The sequence below is a fragment of the Streptosporangium sp. NPDC005286 genome (genome assembly GCF_040607515.1).
GTDB lineage: Bacteria > Actinomycetota > Actinomycetes > Streptosporangiales > Streptosporangiaceae > Streptosporangium.
On the sequence record NZ_JBEXGU010000096.1, the window covers coordinates 18,047 to 35,493 of the forward strand.

18 protein-coding genes and 1 riboswitch are annotated in these 17,447 nt (G+C 70.4%); of the genes, 6 read left to right on the forward strand and 12 right to left on the reverse strand.

Going from position 1 to position 17,447, the window contains the following annotated elements; translation table 11 throughout:
- Positions 1-269: 269 nt before the first annotated feature.
- Complete coding sequence (locus ABZU75_RS29030; RefSeq protein ID WP_355560809.1) at positions 270-2,546, forward strand: hypothetical protein; 2,277 nt, start codon at positions 270-272, stop codon at positions 2,544-2,546.
- On the opposite strand, the gene mptB is transcribed toward ABZU75_RS29030, so the two are convergent.
- The 3 genes from mptB to ABZU75_RS29045 all read right to left on the reverse strand — a co-directional run bounded on the left by mptB (position 2,428) and on the right by ABZU75_RS29045 (position 5,247).
- Positions 2,428-3,903 (reverse strand): polyprenol phosphomannose-dependent alpha 1,6 mannosyltransferase MptB, encoded by a 1,476-nt coding sequence (mptB, locus tag ABZU75_RS29035; protein WP_355560761.1) that lies wholly within the window; start codon positions 3,901-3,903, stop codon positions 2,428-2,430. The genes ABZU75_RS29030 and mptB overlap by 119 nt on opposite strands.
- Before the next feature lie 261 nt (positions 3,904-4,164).
- Positions 4,165-4,845: a glycosyltransferase family 2 protein gene (locus tag ABZU75_RS29040; protein WP_355560763.1), complete on the reverse strand. Its 681-nt coding sequence runs from the start codon at positions 4,843-4,845 to the stop codon at positions 4,165-4,167.
- Between the two features lie 48 nt (positions 4,846-4,893).
- A complete protein-coding gene (locus ABZU75_RS29045; protein WP_350913998.1) occupies positions 4,894-5,247 on the reverse strand; it encodes an STAS domain-containing protein in 354 nt (117 codons plus the stop codon).
- A 228-nt stretch (positions 5,248-5,475) separates the two neighbouring features.
- Here ABZU75_RS29045 and ABZU75_RS29050 point away from each other — a divergent pair, with 228 nt between their 5' ends.
- On the forward strand, positions 5,476-5,988 hold the full coding sequence (locus ABZU75_RS29050; protein ID WP_355560767.1) for a hypothetical protein: 513 nt from the start codon (positions 5,476-5,478) through the stop codon (positions 5,986-5,988).
- A 98-nt stretch (positions 5,989-6,086) separates the two neighbouring features.
- Here ABZU75_RS29050 and ABZU75_RS29055 read toward each other — a convergent pair whose 3' ends face one another.
- Positions 6,087-7,214, reverse strand: coding sequence for an ATP-binding protein (locus ABZU75_RS29055; protein WP_355560770.1), 1,128 nt, complete (start codon positions 7,212-7,214; stop codon positions 6,087-6,089).
- Positions 7,211-7,906 (reverse strand): response regulator transcription factor, encoded by a 696-nt coding sequence (locus tag ABZU75_RS29060; RefSeq protein ID WP_355560773.1) that lies wholly within the window; start codon positions 7,904-7,906, stop codon positions 7,211-7,213. Before ABZU75_RS29060 ends, ABZU75_RS29055 begins: the two co-directional genes overlap by 4 nt.
- 116 nt (positions 7,907-8,022) lie before the next feature.
- Between ABZU75_RS29060 and ABZU75_RS29065 the strand changes: the two genes are divergently transcribed.
- The 3 genes from ABZU75_RS29065 (at position 8,023) to yidC (ending at position 9,252) form a co-directional block, all read left to right on the forward strand.
- On the forward strand, positions 8,023-8,190 hold the full coding sequence (locus ABZU75_RS29065) for a hypothetical protein (RefSeq protein ID WP_326646316.1): 168 nt from the start codon (positions 8,023-8,025) through the stop codon (positions 8,188-8,190).
- The gene (locus tag ABZU75_RS29070; protein ID WP_350913989.1) at positions 8,187-8,453 is read left to right on the forward strand and encodes a DUF6412 domain-containing protein; all 267 of its coding nucleotides are present in this window, start codon (positions 8,187-8,189) and stop codon (positions 8,451-8,453) included. Before ABZU75_RS29065 ends, ABZU75_RS29070 begins: the two co-directional genes overlap by 4 nt.
- Positions 8,454-8,556: 103 nt before the next feature.
- Complete coding sequence (gene yidC, locus ABZU75_RS29075; protein ID WP_355560778.1) at positions 8,557-9,252, forward strand: membrane protein insertase YidC; 696 nt, start codon at positions 8,557-8,559, stop codon at positions 9,250-9,252.
- A 71-nt stretch (positions 9,253-9,323) separates the two neighbouring features.
- On the opposite strand, the gene ABZU75_RS29080 is transcribed toward yidC, so the two are convergent.
- Together ABZU75_RS29080 and ABZU75_RS29085 are read right to left on the reverse strand one after the other, a co-directional pair.
- Positions 9,324-9,773, reverse strand: a complete 450-nt coding sequence (locus tag ABZU75_RS29080; RefSeq protein ID WP_355560781.1) for an ATP-binding protein — start codon at positions 9,771-9,773, stop codon at positions 9,324-9,326.
- A gap of 156 nt (positions 9,774-9,929) precedes the next feature.
- The gene (locus tag ABZU75_RS29085) at positions 9,930-11,801 is read right to left on the reverse strand and encodes a PAS domain S-box protein (protein ID WP_355560784.1); all 1,872 of its coding nucleotides are present in this window, start codon (positions 11,799-11,801) and stop codon (positions 9,930-9,932) included.
- 125 nt (positions 11,802-11,926) lie between these two features.
- Between ABZU75_RS29085 and ABZU75_RS29090 the strand changes: the two genes are divergently transcribed.
- Entirely contained in the window at positions 11,927-12,487 is a 561-nt protein-coding gene (locus tag ABZU75_RS29090) for a methylated-DNA--[protein]-cysteine S-methyltransferase (protein WP_343970715.1), read from the forward strand.
- Between the two features lie 15 nt (positions 12,488-12,502).
- On the opposite strand, the gene ABZU75_RS29095 is transcribed toward ABZU75_RS29090, so the two are convergent.
- From ABZU75_RS29095 to ABZU75_RS29115, 5 genes are all read right to left on the reverse strand, one after another.
- Positions 12,503-13,849, reverse strand: a complete 1,347-nt coding sequence (locus tag ABZU75_RS29095; RefSeq protein WP_355560788.1) for a cytosine permease — start codon at positions 13,847-13,849, stop codon at positions 12,503-12,505.
- A riboswitch (TPP riboswitch) is annotated at positions 13,840-13,952 on the reverse strand. (Overlaps the previous gene by 10 nt.)
- A gap of 217 nt (positions 13,953-14,169) precedes the next feature.
- Positions 14,170-15,039, reverse strand: coding sequence for a hypothetical protein (locus ABZU75_RS29100; RefSeq protein WP_355560791.1), 870 nt, complete (start codon positions 15,037-15,039; stop codon positions 14,170-14,172).
- Between the two features lie 526 nt (positions 15,040-15,565).
- Positions 15,566-15,889 (reverse strand): rhodanese-like domain-containing protein, encoded by a 324-nt coding sequence (locus tag ABZU75_RS29105; protein WP_355560794.1) that lies wholly within the window; start codon positions 15,887-15,889, stop codon positions 15,566-15,568.
- A gap of 239 nt (positions 15,890-16,128) precedes the next feature.
- Entirely contained in the window at positions 16,129-16,734 is a 606-nt protein-coding gene (locus ABZU75_RS29110; RefSeq protein WP_350913977.1) for a transcriptional regulator, read from the reverse strand.
- Positions 16,735-16,749: 15 nt separating this feature from the next.
- On the reverse strand, positions 16,750-17,316 hold the full coding sequence (locus tag ABZU75_RS29115) for a DM13 domain-containing protein (RefSeq protein ID WP_355560797.1): 567 nt from the start codon (positions 17,314-17,316) through the stop codon (positions 16,750-16,752).
- Positions 17,317-17,447 lie beyond the last annotated feature (131 nt).

A 17,447-nucleotide genomic window follows, 5' to 3' on the forward strand; every position in this document is an offset into this window, starting at 1 on the left:
AGGCAGGCTACCGTGGGGCCGGGGAAACGGCCGCCCGACGGATACGGACAGGGGAACGGATGGCTTCGACACCGCGCGGTCGCGGGCTCGCGCGCCCGGCCGCCACCGGGACGCCCGGCGCCGCGACACGGCCGGGGCGGCCCGCGCGGCCGACGCGCCCCCTGCCCGCCGGGACTCCGCCCGCCGAGGTCGTCATCCGGTACGGAACACGCGGGTCACACGGCTCGAAAAAGAATCGGCCAGCGGGGTTCTCCAGGACCGTGCTGATCATGCTGGCCGGGGTCTGCGGGCTCCTGGGAGCCCTTGGGGCCGGTACGGCGAGCGCCTCGGTGGCGAGGGCGCTTCCCGAGCGGGTCGTGGTCATCGGGGTGCCGGGGCTGGAGTGGAGTGACCTGGACCCGGAGTGGACCCCGAACCTGTGGAGGCTCGCGGGCGAGGGCGGGTCCGCCTCCATGTCCACCCGGGCGGTTCCGCCGCCGGACCGGGGGATCACCTGCCCGGTGGCGGGCTGGCTGACGATCTCCGCGGGCCAGCGGGCAGGTGCCCCGGGCGCGGGCTGCGCGCTGCCGCGCACGCCGGAGGCCACCTCCGACGGCGGGGCGAGCGTGCCCGGCTGGGACGAGCTGTCCGCTTTCAACGCCACCACCTCCTACCGGCCGGTGCTCGGGCAGCTGGGTCGGCTCGCGGCCGGAGCGGGCCTGAAGGTGGCCGCCGTCGGGCCGGGGGCCGCGCTCGCCGCCGCCGATACATCAGGAAAAATCGCGAAATACGCGGCGAACATCGAGGAACTCGGCGAGCTGTCCCCGTACGGGCTGATCGTGGTGGAGGCCGACGACCTGGCCAGGGCCTGGATCGGCGGCGGCCTCACCCCGGACGGCGTCCCGGTCTCGATGACCGCTCAGACCAGGCGGGAGGCCGTGGCCAGAGCCGACCACGTGGTGGGCGCGGTCCTCGACCGCCTGCCCCCGCCACGCGCGGCCGCCACCGCTCCGGCGACGCCCCCCACGCCGACCTCCGAAACCACCCGGGCCCCCGGAACCGCGCAGACTCCGGAAGCCGGAAAGACACCCGGGAGCGGGACCACGGTCCTGCTCGGCGGCCTGGCCGACACCTCGATCGCGCCGCACCTGCACGTGGCGATCGCCCGGGGCCCGTCTCCCGGCGGTGAGCCGTACCCGCGCGGCTACCTCACCGCCACCTCCACCCGCCAGGACGGCCTGGTCGCCAACACCGACCTGACCGCCACCGCGATCGACCTGCTGGGCCTGCGGGCCCCGAACGGGGTCGTCGGCCGCGCCTGGCAGGGCCAGGAGCCGAGCGGGGAGCCGGTCGCGGCGACCGTGCGGAAGCTGGCGGACGACGACCTGGCGAGCCAGGTGCTGCGCGAGGTGCGAGGACCGTTCTTCGCGGTGTTCGTGGCGGTGCAGATCCTGTTCTACCTGCTGGCCGCCGTCGCGATCCGGCGGGGCTGGGGCGGCTCCCGAGCCCTGACCGCCGTCCAGGTCGTCGCCGTGGTCAGCGGGGCGATCGCGGTCTCCACCTTCCTGGCGCAACTCGTCCCCTGGTGGAGCCTGCCCGCCCCGATGGCCGCGGTGATCGTGACGATCCTCGGATTCGCCTGCGTGATCACGGGGGTGGCGTTCGCCGGGCCGTGGCGGACGCACCCGCTGGGCCCGCTGACCGTGGTCGCCGCCATCACCTCGATGGCGCTGCTGGCCGACGTGATGACCGGCTCGGTGCTCCAGGTGAACGCGGTCACCGGCTACGAGCCGGTGACCGGCGGGCGCTTCTACGGTTTCAGCAACATCGCCTTCGCCGTCTACTCCGCCGGTACGATCCTGGCCCTGGCCGGGACGGCCCAGTGGCTGATCTCACGCGGCCGGCGCGGGCTCGCGCTCGCGGTGTGCGTGACGTACGGGGGGCTGGCGGTGTTCGCCGACGGCTGGCCCGCGTGGGGCGCCGACTTCGGCGGGGTCCCGGCGTTCCTGGTGGGGGTCGCCATCCTCGTGATCCTGCTGGCCGGTGGGCGGGTCTCACCGGTCAAGCTGGGCCTGGCCGGTCTGGCGGGTGTCCTGCTGATCGGCACCATCGCGGTCGCCGACTGGCGCAGGCCCGCCGACCAGCGCACCCACCTGGGCGCCTTCGTCCAGCAGGTGCTGGACGGGGAGGCATGGACCGTGGTCGGCCGCAAGTTCGGCGCGATGATCGGGGTCACGGTCGGCAACTGGTCACTGTCCCTGCTCACGCTGGTCGCGCTGGCGTTCCTGTTCCTGGTGCTCGACCGCCCCTCGCGATGGGGGGCCTCGGCCCTGGGCCGGGCCTACGCGCTCTCGCCCGCGCTGCGTGCCGGGCTGATCGGCGCGCTGGCCTGCGCGCTGATCGGCTTCCTGATGAACGACTCGGGCATCGCGATCCCGGCGATGGCGCTCACGGTCGCGGTTCCACTGACGCTCGCCGCCTCCGTGCGCGCCCTGGCGCTCTCGCCGCCCAGCACGCCAGGGCGATCGTCAGTGCCAGCAGCGTCCACGGCACCACCCGCTCCCTGAGCAGGGTCTTCATCCAGAGCAGGTCCTCGGGGCGCAGCGCCTCCCTGGCCGGCAGGTAGCCCAGCGACAGCGCGACGACCCTGGCGACCATGAAGCCCTCCAGCACGGGCCAGGACGCCATGGCCAGCAGCGCGAAGGCCAGCCCGTCGTACCAGGGCAGCGCGTACGGCGCGGCGAACAGCCAGGCGACCACCATCACCGCGGCGACCGCGGGCGCGGTGTCGCCGGGCGCGGTCTCCGCGGGCAGTGCCCGCAGCAGCAACCAGGCCAGGCAGACCATCAGCAGCAGGGAGCCGATCTGGATCCAGGCCGAGTACGCGCCCGGCCCGAAGAGCGACTGGAGCCCCACCTTGACGAGCTGCCAGGGCGTGGCGAGGGAGACCTTCCTGCTGGCGGCGCTCACCTGGTCGAGCACGTGCGGCCCGGCGACGGCGTAGATCGCCACTACGGTGGCCGTCGCGGTCCCCGCCACCACGGCGAGCCTGCCCGGCGAGCGGCGCAGCTCCCACGCCGGGCCGAGGGCGACGAGCCCGGCGTTGAGCTTGACCCCGATGCCCACCCCGAGCAGCAGCCCGGAGGCGGCCCCGCGAACCGTGAGCGCGGCGACCATGCAGGCGATGGCGAGGGTGTCGATGTGCATCCCCGCGCCCAGGTGGTAGATCATCAGCGGGTTGGCCGCCCAGAGCAGTGCCGCCCGCCCGCGCAGTTCCTCGTCCCCCCTGGCGAAACGGTGCAGCAGCAGCGCGGTACCGATGAACGCCGCGGCGTTGACCGCGGCCATCACGAAGACCGTCAGCCGGACCGAGTCGCCGCCCACGAGGCTCGCCAGCGCCTGTACCGCGGTGGCGACCGGGCCGTAGACACTGGTCACCCCGGCCCACTCCTCCACCGCGCCGGTGACCGGATCGTGGGGCAGCAGGGCGGGGGTGACCGCGTAGGGGTCCTGGCCGAGCGTGACCAGCCGACCGTACGCGGCGTAGTTGAGATGGTCGGCCGAGCCCGAGGGCGGCAGGAAGGCGAGCAGCCCCGCGGTGGCGCAGCCCGCCATGAGCAGCCATCGCGCCTCCGGCCTCCACCGGGACCTGAGCGCGGCGGCGAGCCCGAGCCCGCCCAGGACGATCGCGGCGGCGCCCATGGCGATGACCAGATGGGCGCTCACCGGAACGTCCAGCGAGTACGGCGGCTGCCAGGACGGCCCGGGCAGCCTCGGGACCATGGCGGAGGGCCCCAGCAGCCCGATCAGGACCGTGACCGCCACCGAGAGCCCCATGGCCCCGAACGCGGCGATGTCGAGCCTCCGCGGCATGCCGCCGAAGGGGCTCCGCCTCTTGTCGCCGACCGACGCCTCCAAGCTCACCCGCAGATTCCAGCACATCCCACAGGTGCCCGGTGCGGCAGCGGCGGACCGGACGGCACCGCGAGGAGCGGCGGGCGACCTGTTCTCCCGGTGGCCCCGGCCGTTCCCGCATCCCGCGTGTGACCTCGGCCGACCCGCGACGACTACCCGCACCGCCGACTCTCGCATGACCTCTGACCTGCAAAGACATCACAGATATGGAGGCCGCGAGTCCTCGCCGGACCCGCGAGGAGCCGCTCGGCCGGGTGAATGCCGCCAGGCTCAGCGGCGGACCAGGAGGGCGCGGGCGACGTCGCGGAACTGCCTGGCCCGATGGAGCTGGGCCCGCCAGTCGGTGCCGGTGGCCCGGTGGGCCATCTCCACCTGGACCTCGCGTACCCGAAAGCCCTTTCTGAGCAGATCGATCGTGAGACCGGTCTCCACGCCGAAGCCGTGGGCCAGTGGCCGGGCGGCTTCGAAGGCCGCCCGGGTCAGGCAGCGCTGGCCGTTGAGCGGCTGGACGGGCGTCCAGCCGGTGGCACGCTCGACGCCCTCACGGGCGAGCTTCACGACGAACCCGTGGCCGCCGAGCTTCACCCGGGTGGCGAAGACGGCGATCGTCATGTCGACCTCGCCCGCCGCGACCGGCTCGATCAGCGGCGCGGCGGTACCGGCGGTCTCCCCCAGGTCGGCGTCGAGGAACAGCAGGTGCCGGGGCTCCTCGTCGTCGAGCAGGCGGACGGCCTCGGCACCGCTCTCCATCGCGGCGGCCTTGCCCCGGTTGTGGCTGTGCCGCACGACGTGGGCCCCGGCCACCTTGGCCACCCGCCCCGTCTGGTCGGTCGAGCCGTCGTCGACGACCATGACGAGATCGACGCCGGGGAGCGCCAGGGCCGCGGCCACGGTCGCCCCGATCCGATCATCCTCGTTCTTGGCGGGAATGATCGCCGCCGTACCGGTCATCGAACACCTCCAGCGTGGAAACCCCGGGCTTCGGCCGTGGGGAGCGGGTCATCCCTGGGATTCGGAGGTCATCAGCTTCTCCGGCAGGGTCTCGTGCACGACGAAGACCGAGTCTAGGCCCGTGACCTGAAGGATCTTGCGTACGGCGGGCCGGGGCGCCGCCACCTCCAGTGTGCCGCCGCGCTCGCGCAGCCGCTTGAGCGCGGAGAGCAGCACGTTCATGCCGGTGGAGTCACAGAACTCCACGGCGGACATGTCGAGGACCACGAGCATGGTCTGGCTCTGCCCGAGCAGCCGGGTGAACTCGGCCTGCAGGCGAGGTGCGGTGTATAGGTCGATTTCGCCAACGATGGTCACGACGGTGTGCCCGGCATGAGATCGAGTTGAGACTTTTAGCTCCACAGCGGGCACACTAGCGGCGCGAGAGCCACCGGTCACGCTCTCTTGAACAACCCGAGTCGTCCGCCCTTTGTCCCCCGTTTCGGCCTCATGGAAACCCGGAGTGCGCGAAGCTTGACACTGCGCAACACCGGCTTGGCCGGAAAAGGGAGAAGACCCGACACTCCCGATCATCGCTGCGCTACGGCAGTGACAGCCGTTGAGTTACAGGAAACGGGCTCGAACGCATCCATGAACACCGATCTACCCGAGGATCTCCAGCGGCAGCGGCTCCGGGAACACCTGGAGTCCATGATCACTCGTACCGACAAGGCCACCTCGTGGCGCGATGCGGCGAGTTCACTGCGGAGCCTGGTGAACCACGAGGGACACGTCCCGATCAGAACCAGCCTGTCGACCGAGGACCTCGACTTCCTCGAAGGGGCGCGCGAAGAGCTCCTCGACTTCGCCACGCTCGGCGTCAGGCTGCTCGACCTGCACCAGCCCCGTGACGCGGGCGGCATCACCAGCGACACGGCACATCCGATCCTGCGCTGCCGCAGCTGCATGTGGCGCTGGCCGTGCCCGACGTTCCGGGCGATGGTGGAGTCCCTGGGCACCACCAGGAGGCTCACCTCCTGCCGGCACGTCGAAACCGGCACCGCCGAGGACGACGAGTGCGCGCAGGTGACCCTCATGGTCTCGGTGAGACCCGAGAGCGACGCCACGACCGCGCCGACCTCCAACGGCAACGGCCCCGGCTGACGGCCCGAACCGGCGGCTCGCCGGACCCGGGCCGATCGGATCAGGGCCGGTGACGGCGCCCCGCGACGGCGCCCCGCGACGGCGGCCGGCGGTGCCGTTCAGACGGAGATCGGCAGGCGGATCTCGAAGCGGCAGCCCGGGCCGGAGTTGACGACGCCGATCGCTCCCTCGTGGGCCTCGACGATGCCGCGCGCGATCGCCAGGCCGAGGCCCGCTCCGGCGCCGTCGGCACTGGGCGTGCGGGCCGCCTCGCCGCGGAAGGCGACGTCGAAGACGCGGGGCAGGTCGTCCGCCGGGATGCCGCCGCAGCAGTCGGCGACGGACAGGCAGGCGATCTGGCCCTCGATCGAGGCGCGGACCAGGACGGTGCCGTCGCCGGGAGTGTGCCTGATCGCGTTGACCACCAGGTTGCGCAGCGCCCGGGAGAGCTCGGCCGCGTCGGCCTGAACGGGGATCACCGGGTCGACCTCGCCGGCCAGCCGCACCCCCTTGGCCCTGGCCAGTTGCTCCACCCCGGCCAGCGCGTCGGCGATCAGGTCGCCGAGGCCGATCCGGTTGCGTGACAGGCGCAGCGCCCCCGCGTGGATCTTGGACAGCTCGAAGAGGTCGTCGACCATTCCCGACAGCCGGTCCACCTCCAGACGGATCTGCCGGTGGTAACGGCCTACGGTCTCGGGGTCGGCGACCACCCCGTCCTCCAGGGCCTCCGCCATGGCCCGCATGCCCGCCAGCGGGGTACGCAGGTCGTGGCTGACCCAGGCGACGAGCTCACGGCGCGCGCTCTCCAGGGCGCGCTCGCGCTCGTGGCCCAGGCGCAGGCGCCGGTAGGCCTGATCCAGGCTCCCGGCGATCGTGCCGAGCTCGGCGGGGAGACCTCCGGGTGGGGTGAACTCCCCCGAGTCGGGCACCGCGTGCACGGCGTCGACGAGCCTGCGGCTGGCCGCCACGACCCGGCGGGCGAGCACCGTCGCGACGCCCAGCCCGACCAGACCACCCACCGCGACCACGCTGAGCACGATGTCCCTCGGCGTACCCTCAATGATCATTTTCAGGGTGATGGCGACCACGCCGCCCACCGTCGCCACCACGGTCACCACGACGACCACCGCGAGCATCGCGCCGATCGACCGCTCGCGCAGCAGCCACATCGCCCCCAGCCCGGCGAGCGCGACCAGCAGGCCGAGGCCGGCGGTGACCGCGACGATCAGCAGGATCTCGGGGATCACGGCTCCACCAGCGGTTCGTAGCGGTAGCCGACGCCCCACACCGTGACGATGCGCCGGGGAACGGTCGGATCCGGCTCGATCTTCTCGCGGAGGCGGCGGACGTGGACGGTCACCGTGGAGGAGTCGCCGAAGGACCAGCCCCAGACCTGGTTGAGCAGCGCGGAGCGGCTGAAGGCCTGGCGGGGGTTGCGCATCAGGTGGGCCAGAAGGTCGAACTCGCGGGCGGTCAGCATGATCTCGTCACCTCGGAACCGCACCTCGTGCGCCCCGACGTCGACGGTCAGATCACCGTCCCTGAGCACCCCGGTGCCGGTCGGCAGCGAGGCGCCGCGCGCCCGCCGCAGCACCGACTGCACGCGCAGGGCCAGTTCCCTGGGGCTGAAGGGCTTGGTGACGTAGTCGTCGGCACCGGTCTCCAGACCGACGACCCTGTCCATCTCCTCACCCAGCGCGGTCAGCATGATCACTGGAACCGGCCACCGCTCCCTGAGCTTCCTGCACACCTGGAGCCCGTCCATCTTGGGGAGCATCAGGTCGAGCACCATCAGGTCCGGCGGGTTGGACAGCGCGCGCCTGAGCGCCTCGGCGCCGTCTCCGACGCACTCGACCACGTGACCGTCACGTTCCAGGTAGCGGGCCACCACCTCGGCCACCATCGGATCGTCGTCGACCACCAGAATCCGCGCGCTCATGACCTCAACGGTAGGCCCACGAGGGGAGATCCCTAAGCCGTGTCACCGGTCCGTAAGCACTCGATCGTTACGATCAAGGCGCCCGCCGCTTCCCCTGTCAGCGTACGGTGGAACACATGAGTCGTATCGTGCTGGCGGTCCTGGGCGCCCTGCTTGCGCTCTATGTGGTGTTCGGGCTCGTGCTGCCCGCCCTTTTCGGGCTGCTGAAGTTCGTGATCGTGCTGGCGGTCGTGGCCTTCGTGGTCGTCGCCCTGGTCACCGTGGTGTCCAAGTCCAAGAGATGAACCTGCTCCTCGCCGTCCAGACACTGACGGTCTGGATGTTCGACGGCGGCGGCGTCCTGACGGCGACCGCCGTGGTCGGGCTGGGCGTGCTCCTGCTCGCCTGGGCACTGCGACCGGCGCCCGTCACCTCCGGTGCGCGGGCGCGGTCGCCGCTGTCGCGGCGCGATCGGGCCAGGCGGACGATGTTCGTCCGGCAACGCGACCCCGACGCGGCCGGGAGATCCCGGCCCAGAGCACCCTCCGCGGGCCCGGCGCCCGCGTAACCCCCCGCGACCACCGTGTGCCGCGCGCACGCGCTCTGATAAACCCCCGCGGTGCGCGGGCGTCCTCTGTACCGTCTCCACTCCGGTCAGAAGGGCCCCAACCATGTTCGACCCCGTCATCGGGTTCACCGCCGACCTCATCACCGCGCTCGCGGGGCCACTGGGCTCCACCGCGCTCGCGATCGTCGTTTTCACACTCCTCGTCCGGCTCCTGCTGCTCCCGCTCAGCGTCATGCGGGCCAGGGGCGAGCGGGCCAGGATCCGCCTCGCGCCTGAGGTCCGGAAACTCCAGAAACGCCACGGCCGCCATCCCGAACGGCTCCAGCGGGAACTGGCCGCCCTCTACGCGAGGGAGAGGACCTCACCGCTGGCAGGCTGCCTGCCGTCGGTGGCGCAGTTGCCGTTCCTCATGGTGACCTACCAGGCGTTCGTCTCCTCGACGATCGCCGGCCAGGCCAACGCACTGCTGACCCACGGGCTCCTCGGGGTGCCGCTCGGCCAGCAGTTCGCGGGCACGGTGGCCGGGTTCGGGCTGCTCAGCGGCCCGACCCTGGTCTTCGCCGGGCTTTTCCTGCTGCTCGTCGCCGTGGCGTGGGTCGCCTCCCGCCAGACGCGGAGCACGATGAGCGAGGACGTCCAGCCCGCGGCGCTGCGCCGGATGCTGCCCCTGCTGCCGTACGGGACCGTGCTGGTCGCGGCGGTGCTGCCGCTCGCGGCCGGAATCTACCTGCTCGTCACGACGGCCTGGAGCACCGGGGAGCGGGCGGTACTGCACCGGCCCGCGCTCGCCGGAGGCTGACGACACTCCGGACGGAGGAGGTGCCGTCCCGCTTCATGACAGGCGAAGCGGGACGGCACCCGGCGGAAGGACTATCCGCATTCCCTGAGGGCGGGTTCGGGGGTGGAAACATGGCCGTTACCTACCGTGTTGACCGACGTGACCACCGCCCAGACCGTGGTGATGTCCCCCTCATGCCTGACTCCCCATGTCGAGGCCAGATATTCGACGATTCCGAGGCCTCGCCCTCCCAGGGAGGAGAGCGTCGGGCGCCCTGCCCTTGGCTCGGTGGCCGCGCCACCGTCACTCACCGCAACCTCGACCTGCTCCTCGGTCCAGTGCCATGACACCCTGATCTGCCCCGACGGCAACGGGTGCGCGTGACGCAGCGCATTACTCAGCAACTCGCTGACCACGAGCACCGCGTCGTCTATAGCGGTCTCGTACACACCCCGTTCCTGCAGGTCAGAGCAGAGGCGTTGGCGTGCGACAGCGACGCTGGACGGTGCATACGGCAACAACACGACGCTCGACGCACTCACCTCCCCGTATGCCTTTCCCCCCTGAGGAACTCACCCCAGTACGACCGAAATGCCCCGTTAGATAGCCTCGGAAACCGAGCAGCAATTACAGCTTGTGCACATTCGACAATAGATCAGCGGATCCGTTACCGACTCGTTACCGCCTTGGCGTGTCGATCAGGTAAGAGCGTCCGGCGTGTCGGCGATGCGGAGTGCCAACCTCATCCGGGTGCCGCCCGCGGGGCGTGGATGCGCCGACACCTCTCCTCCCTGGGCCCGTGCCAGGCTGCGCACGATGTAGAGACCAAGCCCGACTCCGCCGAACCTGCGGCGGTCACCGCTGTCCGCCTGGACGAAGCGGTCGAAGACGCGCTCCCTGCTGGCGTGGGCGATACCCACGCCCTCATCGTCCACGACCAACACCACCCGGTCACCATCCACCCATGCCTCTACCCTGATCAGACCACCGTCCGGCGAATATTTGAAAGCGTTCTCCAGCAGCTGGGCCAGCAGGATATCGGTGGCCAGCGCGTCGCCGGAGACCAGGGGCAGGTCATCGGGGACGTCGACCTCGACCCGGTGCAGATCCGACAGGATCGGCAGGCCCAACGTGGCTCCCCGCACCAGCTCGGCCAGGTCGAAGCCCTCGATCCTGAGCGTGAGCTCGCCGGCCCCCGCGCGCGAGCCCAGCAGCAGGTGGTCCATGAGCTGGCCGAGGGAACGGGCCCGCTCGGCGATGATGTGCACCGCGGCACGGCGCTCGGCGTCGGTCATGCTGTCCCAGCGGTCGTCGAGGGTGCCGGCGAAGCCGCGGACCACGGTGATCGGGGTGCGGAGCTCATGGCTGGTGGTGGCCAGGAAGAGATCCTTGGCCTCCTCCAACTCCTTCGCGCGGGTGATGTCGCGGAAGTCGACCACGATCTCGCCCGTCTCCACGATCTCCGCGCAGAGCACGTCCAGCCAGATGCCCGAGGGCAACTGGATGGTGAGCTTCTCTCCCGGTGCCGGGAGCTGGAACGGGGGCGGACCGCCGATCACCTCGGCGGAGTGGAAGCCGGTCAGCTCGCTGGCGGCCGGGTTCCACTGGACGACCCGGCCCAGCTCGTCGAGGACCGCTATGCCGTCGGCGCTGGCGTCGAACACCGCTCGCTCGTGGGCCCGCTGCCGTACGGCCTCCTGGTAGGCCATCGCGTTGCCCACGGCGATGCCCGCGTGACCCGCGAGGAGCTCCAGCAGCTCCAGCTCCAGGTGGCCCACCTTGCGCTTGGCGAAGAGCGCGTACAGCGCGCCGTACGGTCGCCCGCCCATGGCCGCGAGACCGAGCGCGATGGTGTGCAGGCCGGGCAGCTGCGACCAGATCAGCTCGTCCAGCCGGTCCTGGTCACCGGTCTCCAGCAGGATGGTCCTGCCCTCGCGCAGCAGCTTGCCGACCAGGCTGGTGCGGAGGTCCGCCGTGGAGTTCCGCATCGAGCCGGGAAGGTTGTGGCGGGCCACGAGGCGGAGCCGGTCGCCCTCGATGAGCACGAACCCGCCCGCGTCGGCCCCGGTCAGGTCGGCGAGGCTGGCCGCGATCCGGTCGAGCACCGCGGGCAGCTCCAGCTCGGCGTTGATGTCGGCGACAACGTCGGTGAGCCGGCGGACGAGCTGTGCCCGGCGGGCGTTGCGGTCGTTGGCGCTCTCGTCGTCCTGGGCCAGGTGGTAGACGCTGACATAACCGCTGAGGGTGCCGTCCCGCGAGGAGAGCGCGCCGGTGTCGATCCGCAGGTCGAGCAGGCTGCCGTCCCGGCGGAACCGCTTGGTCCGCAGCGACACCTGGCCACCGGTGCGGACCTTCTCCAGGACCGCGTTGTGCTCGGCCATCAGCTCCTCGGGAACCACCGGAACCCGCCGGCCGACCGTCTCCTCGGCCGGCCAGCCGAAAAGGCGCTCGGCCGCGGGATTCCAGGCGATGACCGTCTGTTCACGATCAATGGCGACGATCGCGTTGGGCGCGTCGGCCACGACCGCCCGGCCGATGCCCCCGTCGTTGTCGGCCGTGTAGTCCACCACACACCCATAGTGCCGTCTCAACCGGCCTGATCTTGGCACTTTCGTCCCGCACGTGTTGCCACTGGCCGGGCGATCCGTCCGATACTCTGCGGTCACCACACACCTGGATACGAAAGGGTGGGGCCATGTCATCCGGCGACATCGATGCATTGCTACGGGTGACCTCGCCCGACTACGTCGGCACGAGCCATCCCGACATCGCGTTCGGCACGCTCGACGGACCGCTGGGGCGTCTTACCCTCGCCGTGACCGGCCGGGGTGTGGTGGCCTGCAGCTACGAGGACGAGAACGTCGTCTTCGAGCGGATCAGCAGGGAGGTCGGCACCTTCATCGGGCCGGACCCCCGGCGGCTCGACCCGGTCCGCCGGGAGCTGGACGCCTACTTCTCCGCCCGGCTCCGTGCCTTCACCACAACGGTCGACCTGCGCCTGGCCACCCAGTTCTCCAGGACGGTGCTGCAGATGATGCTCTCGGTGCCGTACGGGACGGTGACGACCTACCGCGAGATCGCCGAGCGGATCGGCAGGCCGCGGGCGCTGCGCGCGGTCGGCAACGCGCTGGGCAGCAACCCGGTGTGCGTCATCGTGCCGTGCCACCGGGTCGTCGAGAGCGAGTCGGTCCTTGGCGGGTACGCCGGGGGCTCGGCCGCCAAGGAACGCCTGCTGCGCATCGAGTCCCGCGCGTAGCGCGCCTCCGCCCGGTCAGGGACGGCGCCGGAGCGCACCGGTGCCCAGGGTGACGAGACCCGCGACGAGGAACGCGCCGATGGCCGCGCTCATCCACGGCTGCGGGACGAAGCCGAGCAGGTCACGGGCATCGGTCCAGAACGAGGTCCACCAGGCCAGCTCCGGGGCGACCGGCAGTGCGGCGAGCATCCACCATGCCGCGAAGCCCAGCAGCCACGGGGCCACCATGAGCCAGCGCGAGGGCGCGCTGTCGGAGGTGTCCCAGCGCCTGGCGCCGCCGAGCAGGAAGTAGTCCACGGCGAGCACCGCGAACATCGGCACGAAGACCGCCCCGATCAGGCTCAGGAACGCGGTGTAGGTGTCGACCTTGACGAAGATCGCGAGCAGGGTGACCAGTACCCCGATGACCACGGAGATGACCCTGCGGTCCAGCCTGGGCATCAGGTTCTGCAGCGACATGGTGGTGGAGTAGACGTTCACGAACGACTGGTCGGTCTCCCGGAGCACCAGGATGCCGAAGAACAGCGGGCCGAGCGCCGCGGCCACGAAGGGGTCCCAGACCCGTTCGGTGTCGTTGCCGACCAGGGCGAGCGCCGCGATTCCCAGGACCAGGCAGGCCACCTGGGTGATCGTGTAGCCGCCGACGACACCGGTGAACGTGGCCCTGCCGGACCTGGAGAACCGGGCGAAGTCCGCCGCGACCGGCACCCACGAGACCGACAGCGCGATCACGTAGTCGACCGAGGGCGCGAAGGCCTCCCACGATCCACCGCCGATGGACGGTCCCCGGCTGAACAGGGCGACCGCGAACCAGATCATCGAGACGACCACGCCGGCGGTGACGTACCGGCGGAGCAACCGGACCGCTCCCAGTGGCCGGATGCTCAGCGCGGTGGTGATCACCCCTCCGACGACCACCCAGACCGCGTACGGCACCTCGATCCCGAAGGATCCGGCGATGGCCTGGGCGCCCTGGGCGATGACCCAGAGCTCGAACGCGCCCCAGCCGAACATCTGGATGATGTTCAGCACGGTCGGCAGGTACGAGAGCCTGGCGCCGAACAGCCCGCGGAGCAGGACCATCGCCGGAGCGCCGGTCCGCTGCCCGGGGATGGCGGCCAGGCCGACCATCGCGGTGCCGATGACGCTGCCCACGACGGCGGCCAGGACCGCGGCCACGAAGCTCAGCGGCCGGTCGCCGAGCGGATCGATCAGCGCGATCGCGCCGGAGAATCCGAGCAGGCTGACCCCCAGGTTGGCCCAGAGCGCGCCCTGGTCGAGCACGCCGAGCTCCTTGGGAGGAGCCTCGTCGAGGGTGAGGGGAGCCTCGGCTGACTTGGAGTCAACGACGGCAGGCGACATCACACGCTCCCTACGCCGGCATTACCCGGACAGGTTCATGCGGTCGGCAGCAGCTGTAGCTGCCCTCTCAGCCTGGTTGCCCCAAGCTCCCGCGCTGGTTGATACGCAAAGCCGAGATCACCCCAGCTCGCGCCCATCATGATGCACCATCTGTCTGGATTCGGCCAGCGCGGGGTTCGCGCGACCGTCTCACGGGACGAGTCCGTGCATATCCGCAGAAGTACGGCTACGTACGTAGGGGTAGCTGTACTTCACGGCTGTTGTGCGCCACGAGGTGAACCGCGCTGAGTCTCCACGAAACCCGGCGCGGTTCAGCGTGCTCAGCGCGCTCCTGGTTTGTCTGGCAATCGCACGACGGCGGTACCGGCCTGGGACTCGCCGAACCCCCAGCCTGCAACAAGGGAACAGCCGACCGCTTCCAGGACATCGGTCCACGGCCAGTGGTCGGCGCCGCAGTAGAAGCCGCCCTCGCTGCGCGCGTCGTCCTCGGTGAGGCAGAGCATGCGGAGATGGTCGCGGAGCGCGGGATGCGTGACCGCGCTCAGCCTTTCTTCCCAGGGCTCGTCGGCGGAGCGGGCGTCATCCATGTCGTGAATCGACACCAGGTGTTCGGGGCCACGCTCGGTGAACGTGGCGGCCCGCATCGCATCGGTGAGAGTGCCATCGGTGGCGACGCGCAGCAGCACGGTCAGCCAGCCGTTCAGTTTCTTGGATTTCTTGTTGGTCAGGTCGACGCCATGGCGGCCCAGGAGCGGTCCCAACTCCGCGCCGTGCACCAGCACTTCACCGGCTTCATCGACCGAGGAGACGGTCCGCAGGTCGGCGACGAAGGTGTCGTCGAACGGCCGGGGGCCCTTGTGCCCGCCGTCGCCCCACGGTCCCGTTCCTGCCAGGAGTTCGGCGTCGAAGCGGAACAGCGACTCGCTCAGGTTGAACTGCCATGCCCAAGGGGAGAAGGGGTACTCACCGTCCGAATCCGGAAGGTGCCTCGGCTCCCGACCTGACAGCGCGTCAGGGGTGGCCCAGGGATTCGGGAACAGGAACGCGTCGAGGGGGTCCGAGGCGTAATACACCCCGTATCTGGCGGCGGGGTCGACGGTCGGCTTTCCACCGAGCAGTAGCTCGAAGGCACTGGCCAGCGCGGCACCCCACCCGCTGAGGTCAGTCGCCGGGTCCGTCTCGGGTGTCACGATGAGCACTCCTTCATGTCGTGTCGCGTGGGTTGACGCAAGGTATCGGCCGCCATTGGCACTTCCCGGGGCCAATGGCGAAGTCCGCCGCAAAGGCGGACGTGATACTTCCAGACTCGTTGCTTATCGGCATCGGTAAAACCACGTAACACGGATCCCGGGTTCGAAAACACGCACTTAGGGGTTCTCAGCCAGGCTAGTGCCGTACTTCGTAGCTGTACGGACGCCAAAGGGGCCACCTACGCCACCTGTAGGTGGCCTCTGACCTGCGCAGGGGCCACGCGATGGGCCGTGACGGCACTGTCCGGACAGGTTCATGCGGTCGGCGGCGCGTCGGAGGGTCTGTGCGACCCTCTGCGTGGTTCCGCCCTCTCAGCCCGGTCCACGCCCGAGCTCCCGCAGTAGATAATTCGCCCCGATTATGCCGTTTATTCCTTTCTTGGCAAGGACCGCCTCCTCGATAGACGTCGACTCAGGCTCCCCGGGCCACTGAAACCACTCAGACCACTGAGACCACTCAGGCCGCTCAGGCCACGAACGGGTCCTGACCGCTCTCGGCGACCATCGAACGCCCCGCCACCTCCCAGGACTGCATACCGCCGCCGACGTTGATCGCGTCCCGGCCCACGTGGTTGAGCCAGGCGGTGGCGTTGGCGGAACGGCCGCCGACCCGGCAGATCACGTAGACGGGCGCGTCCTTGGGCACCTCGTCGACCCGGGACTGCAGCTCACCCAGCGGGATGTGGACGGCTCCCGGCGCGTGCCCGGCACGCCACTCGTCGTTCTCGCGTACGTCGAGCAGGAACGCGTCATCCGGCACGGCCCGTACCTCGACCTCAGGAACACTCATGCGCCCATTGTTCCAACTCCCACACCTGATGGGTGCGCAAAGCCTCTCGGACGCCCTCATCCGGACTCTCAATTTCCCCTGATAGTGAGCTAATTCACCACAACTGACCGACTGGATCGGCCAACCTTCGGCGCCCCGTGGCCGAAGGATCGGCGAGACCGCTGCCGAGGAGAGCGGAGCCGAAGGCGAGGGAAGTCAGGAGGCCGGGAAAGACGAAAGCGGGCCACGAGGGGACGGGCTCAGGGCACGTCCCAGAAGGCGAGTTCGTGGGCCATTCCCTCGGTGAACAGCTTTCCCGCCCTGCCGGGATCGGGTGCCGCCTCGTCGATCATCACGGCGATGCGCTCGGTCAGCTCGGCGAAGGCCGGGTGGGCGTAGGTGTCGACCCAGGCACGGTATCGCGGCTCGTCGGGCGGGTTCTCGGCCAGGGCCCGACCGAGCGTGGAGTAACCCCACATGCAGGGGTAGAGCGCGGCCAGGCCGTCGGCGTAGACGGCCGCGGAGTCGAGCAGGAAGGAGGTGTAGGCCGCACAGGCAGGCCCCTTTCGCACCCCGCCGAGATCGGCGCCGAACTCCGCGGACAGTGAACGGTGCAGGTTCAACTCCTCGTGGAACGTGGCGTGGGCCAGATCCACCAGGTCGCCCAGGTGCCCGTCAGGGGCCTGCCAGGCGAGTCGCGAGAAAACCCTGACGTAGTCGAGCAGGAACAGGTAGTCCTGCTCCAGCCAGGACCGGAACACCGGCTCGGGCAGGTCCCCTCGCGCGATGCCGACCACCGTCGGGTGCGCGAGCTGCACCTCGACGAGCGGGCGGCCAATGGCATGCAGTTCCTCGGAAACACTCATAATCCGGGCATTGTGTCAGGTGAGGGCGGCGGCGCCGAAGGAGACGCCGAAGCGCTTGCACCAGATGGTGACGCTCTTCAGGCTGTCGAGGTCGGCCCCCGCGGGGATGGCGTAGTTGGCGTTACCCCGGTTGCCCTTCAGCTCGCCGAGTTCGAGGTGCTTGCCGTCGTCCAGGTTGAACCATCCGGCCCTGCCCTCCTTGACGGGCTGGTCACTCAGCCAGACCCGCAGATCCGGGCCGTCGGAGGTGTCCAGGTCCTCGATCCGCAGGACCCGGCTCCCATCCGGGAGCTCCAGCACCCTCGCCTTGCCCGTGGTCTCGTGCTCGTGGGAGATGAACGTGCCCTTGGCCAGGTTTTTCGGCTCCTCGGGTGCCTTGGCGGGCTCGCTCGCCCCGTCTTCCACCACCGGGGTCGCCTCCGGCCCGGAGGTCACGGCCACGGCCGGCAACGCCTCGTTCACCTCGACCGTGGTGAACAGGCGCCAGGGCTGGAACAGGTAGAGGGCGACGCCGAGCACGACGGTACCGACCGCCAGAACGCCCCACGTGGCGGGGTGTCGGAGCAGTCTTTTGATCCTCATCGAATACCTCCGGCGTGGGGGCCCCGGCTCTGGTCCTCGAGGCAGAGACCGGCCTCGGGATCGACGCTACCGGTGCCGTGGTCGCGCGCCGCTTACGGAGTGCTTACGACCACGGCACCGGTAGCGTCGAT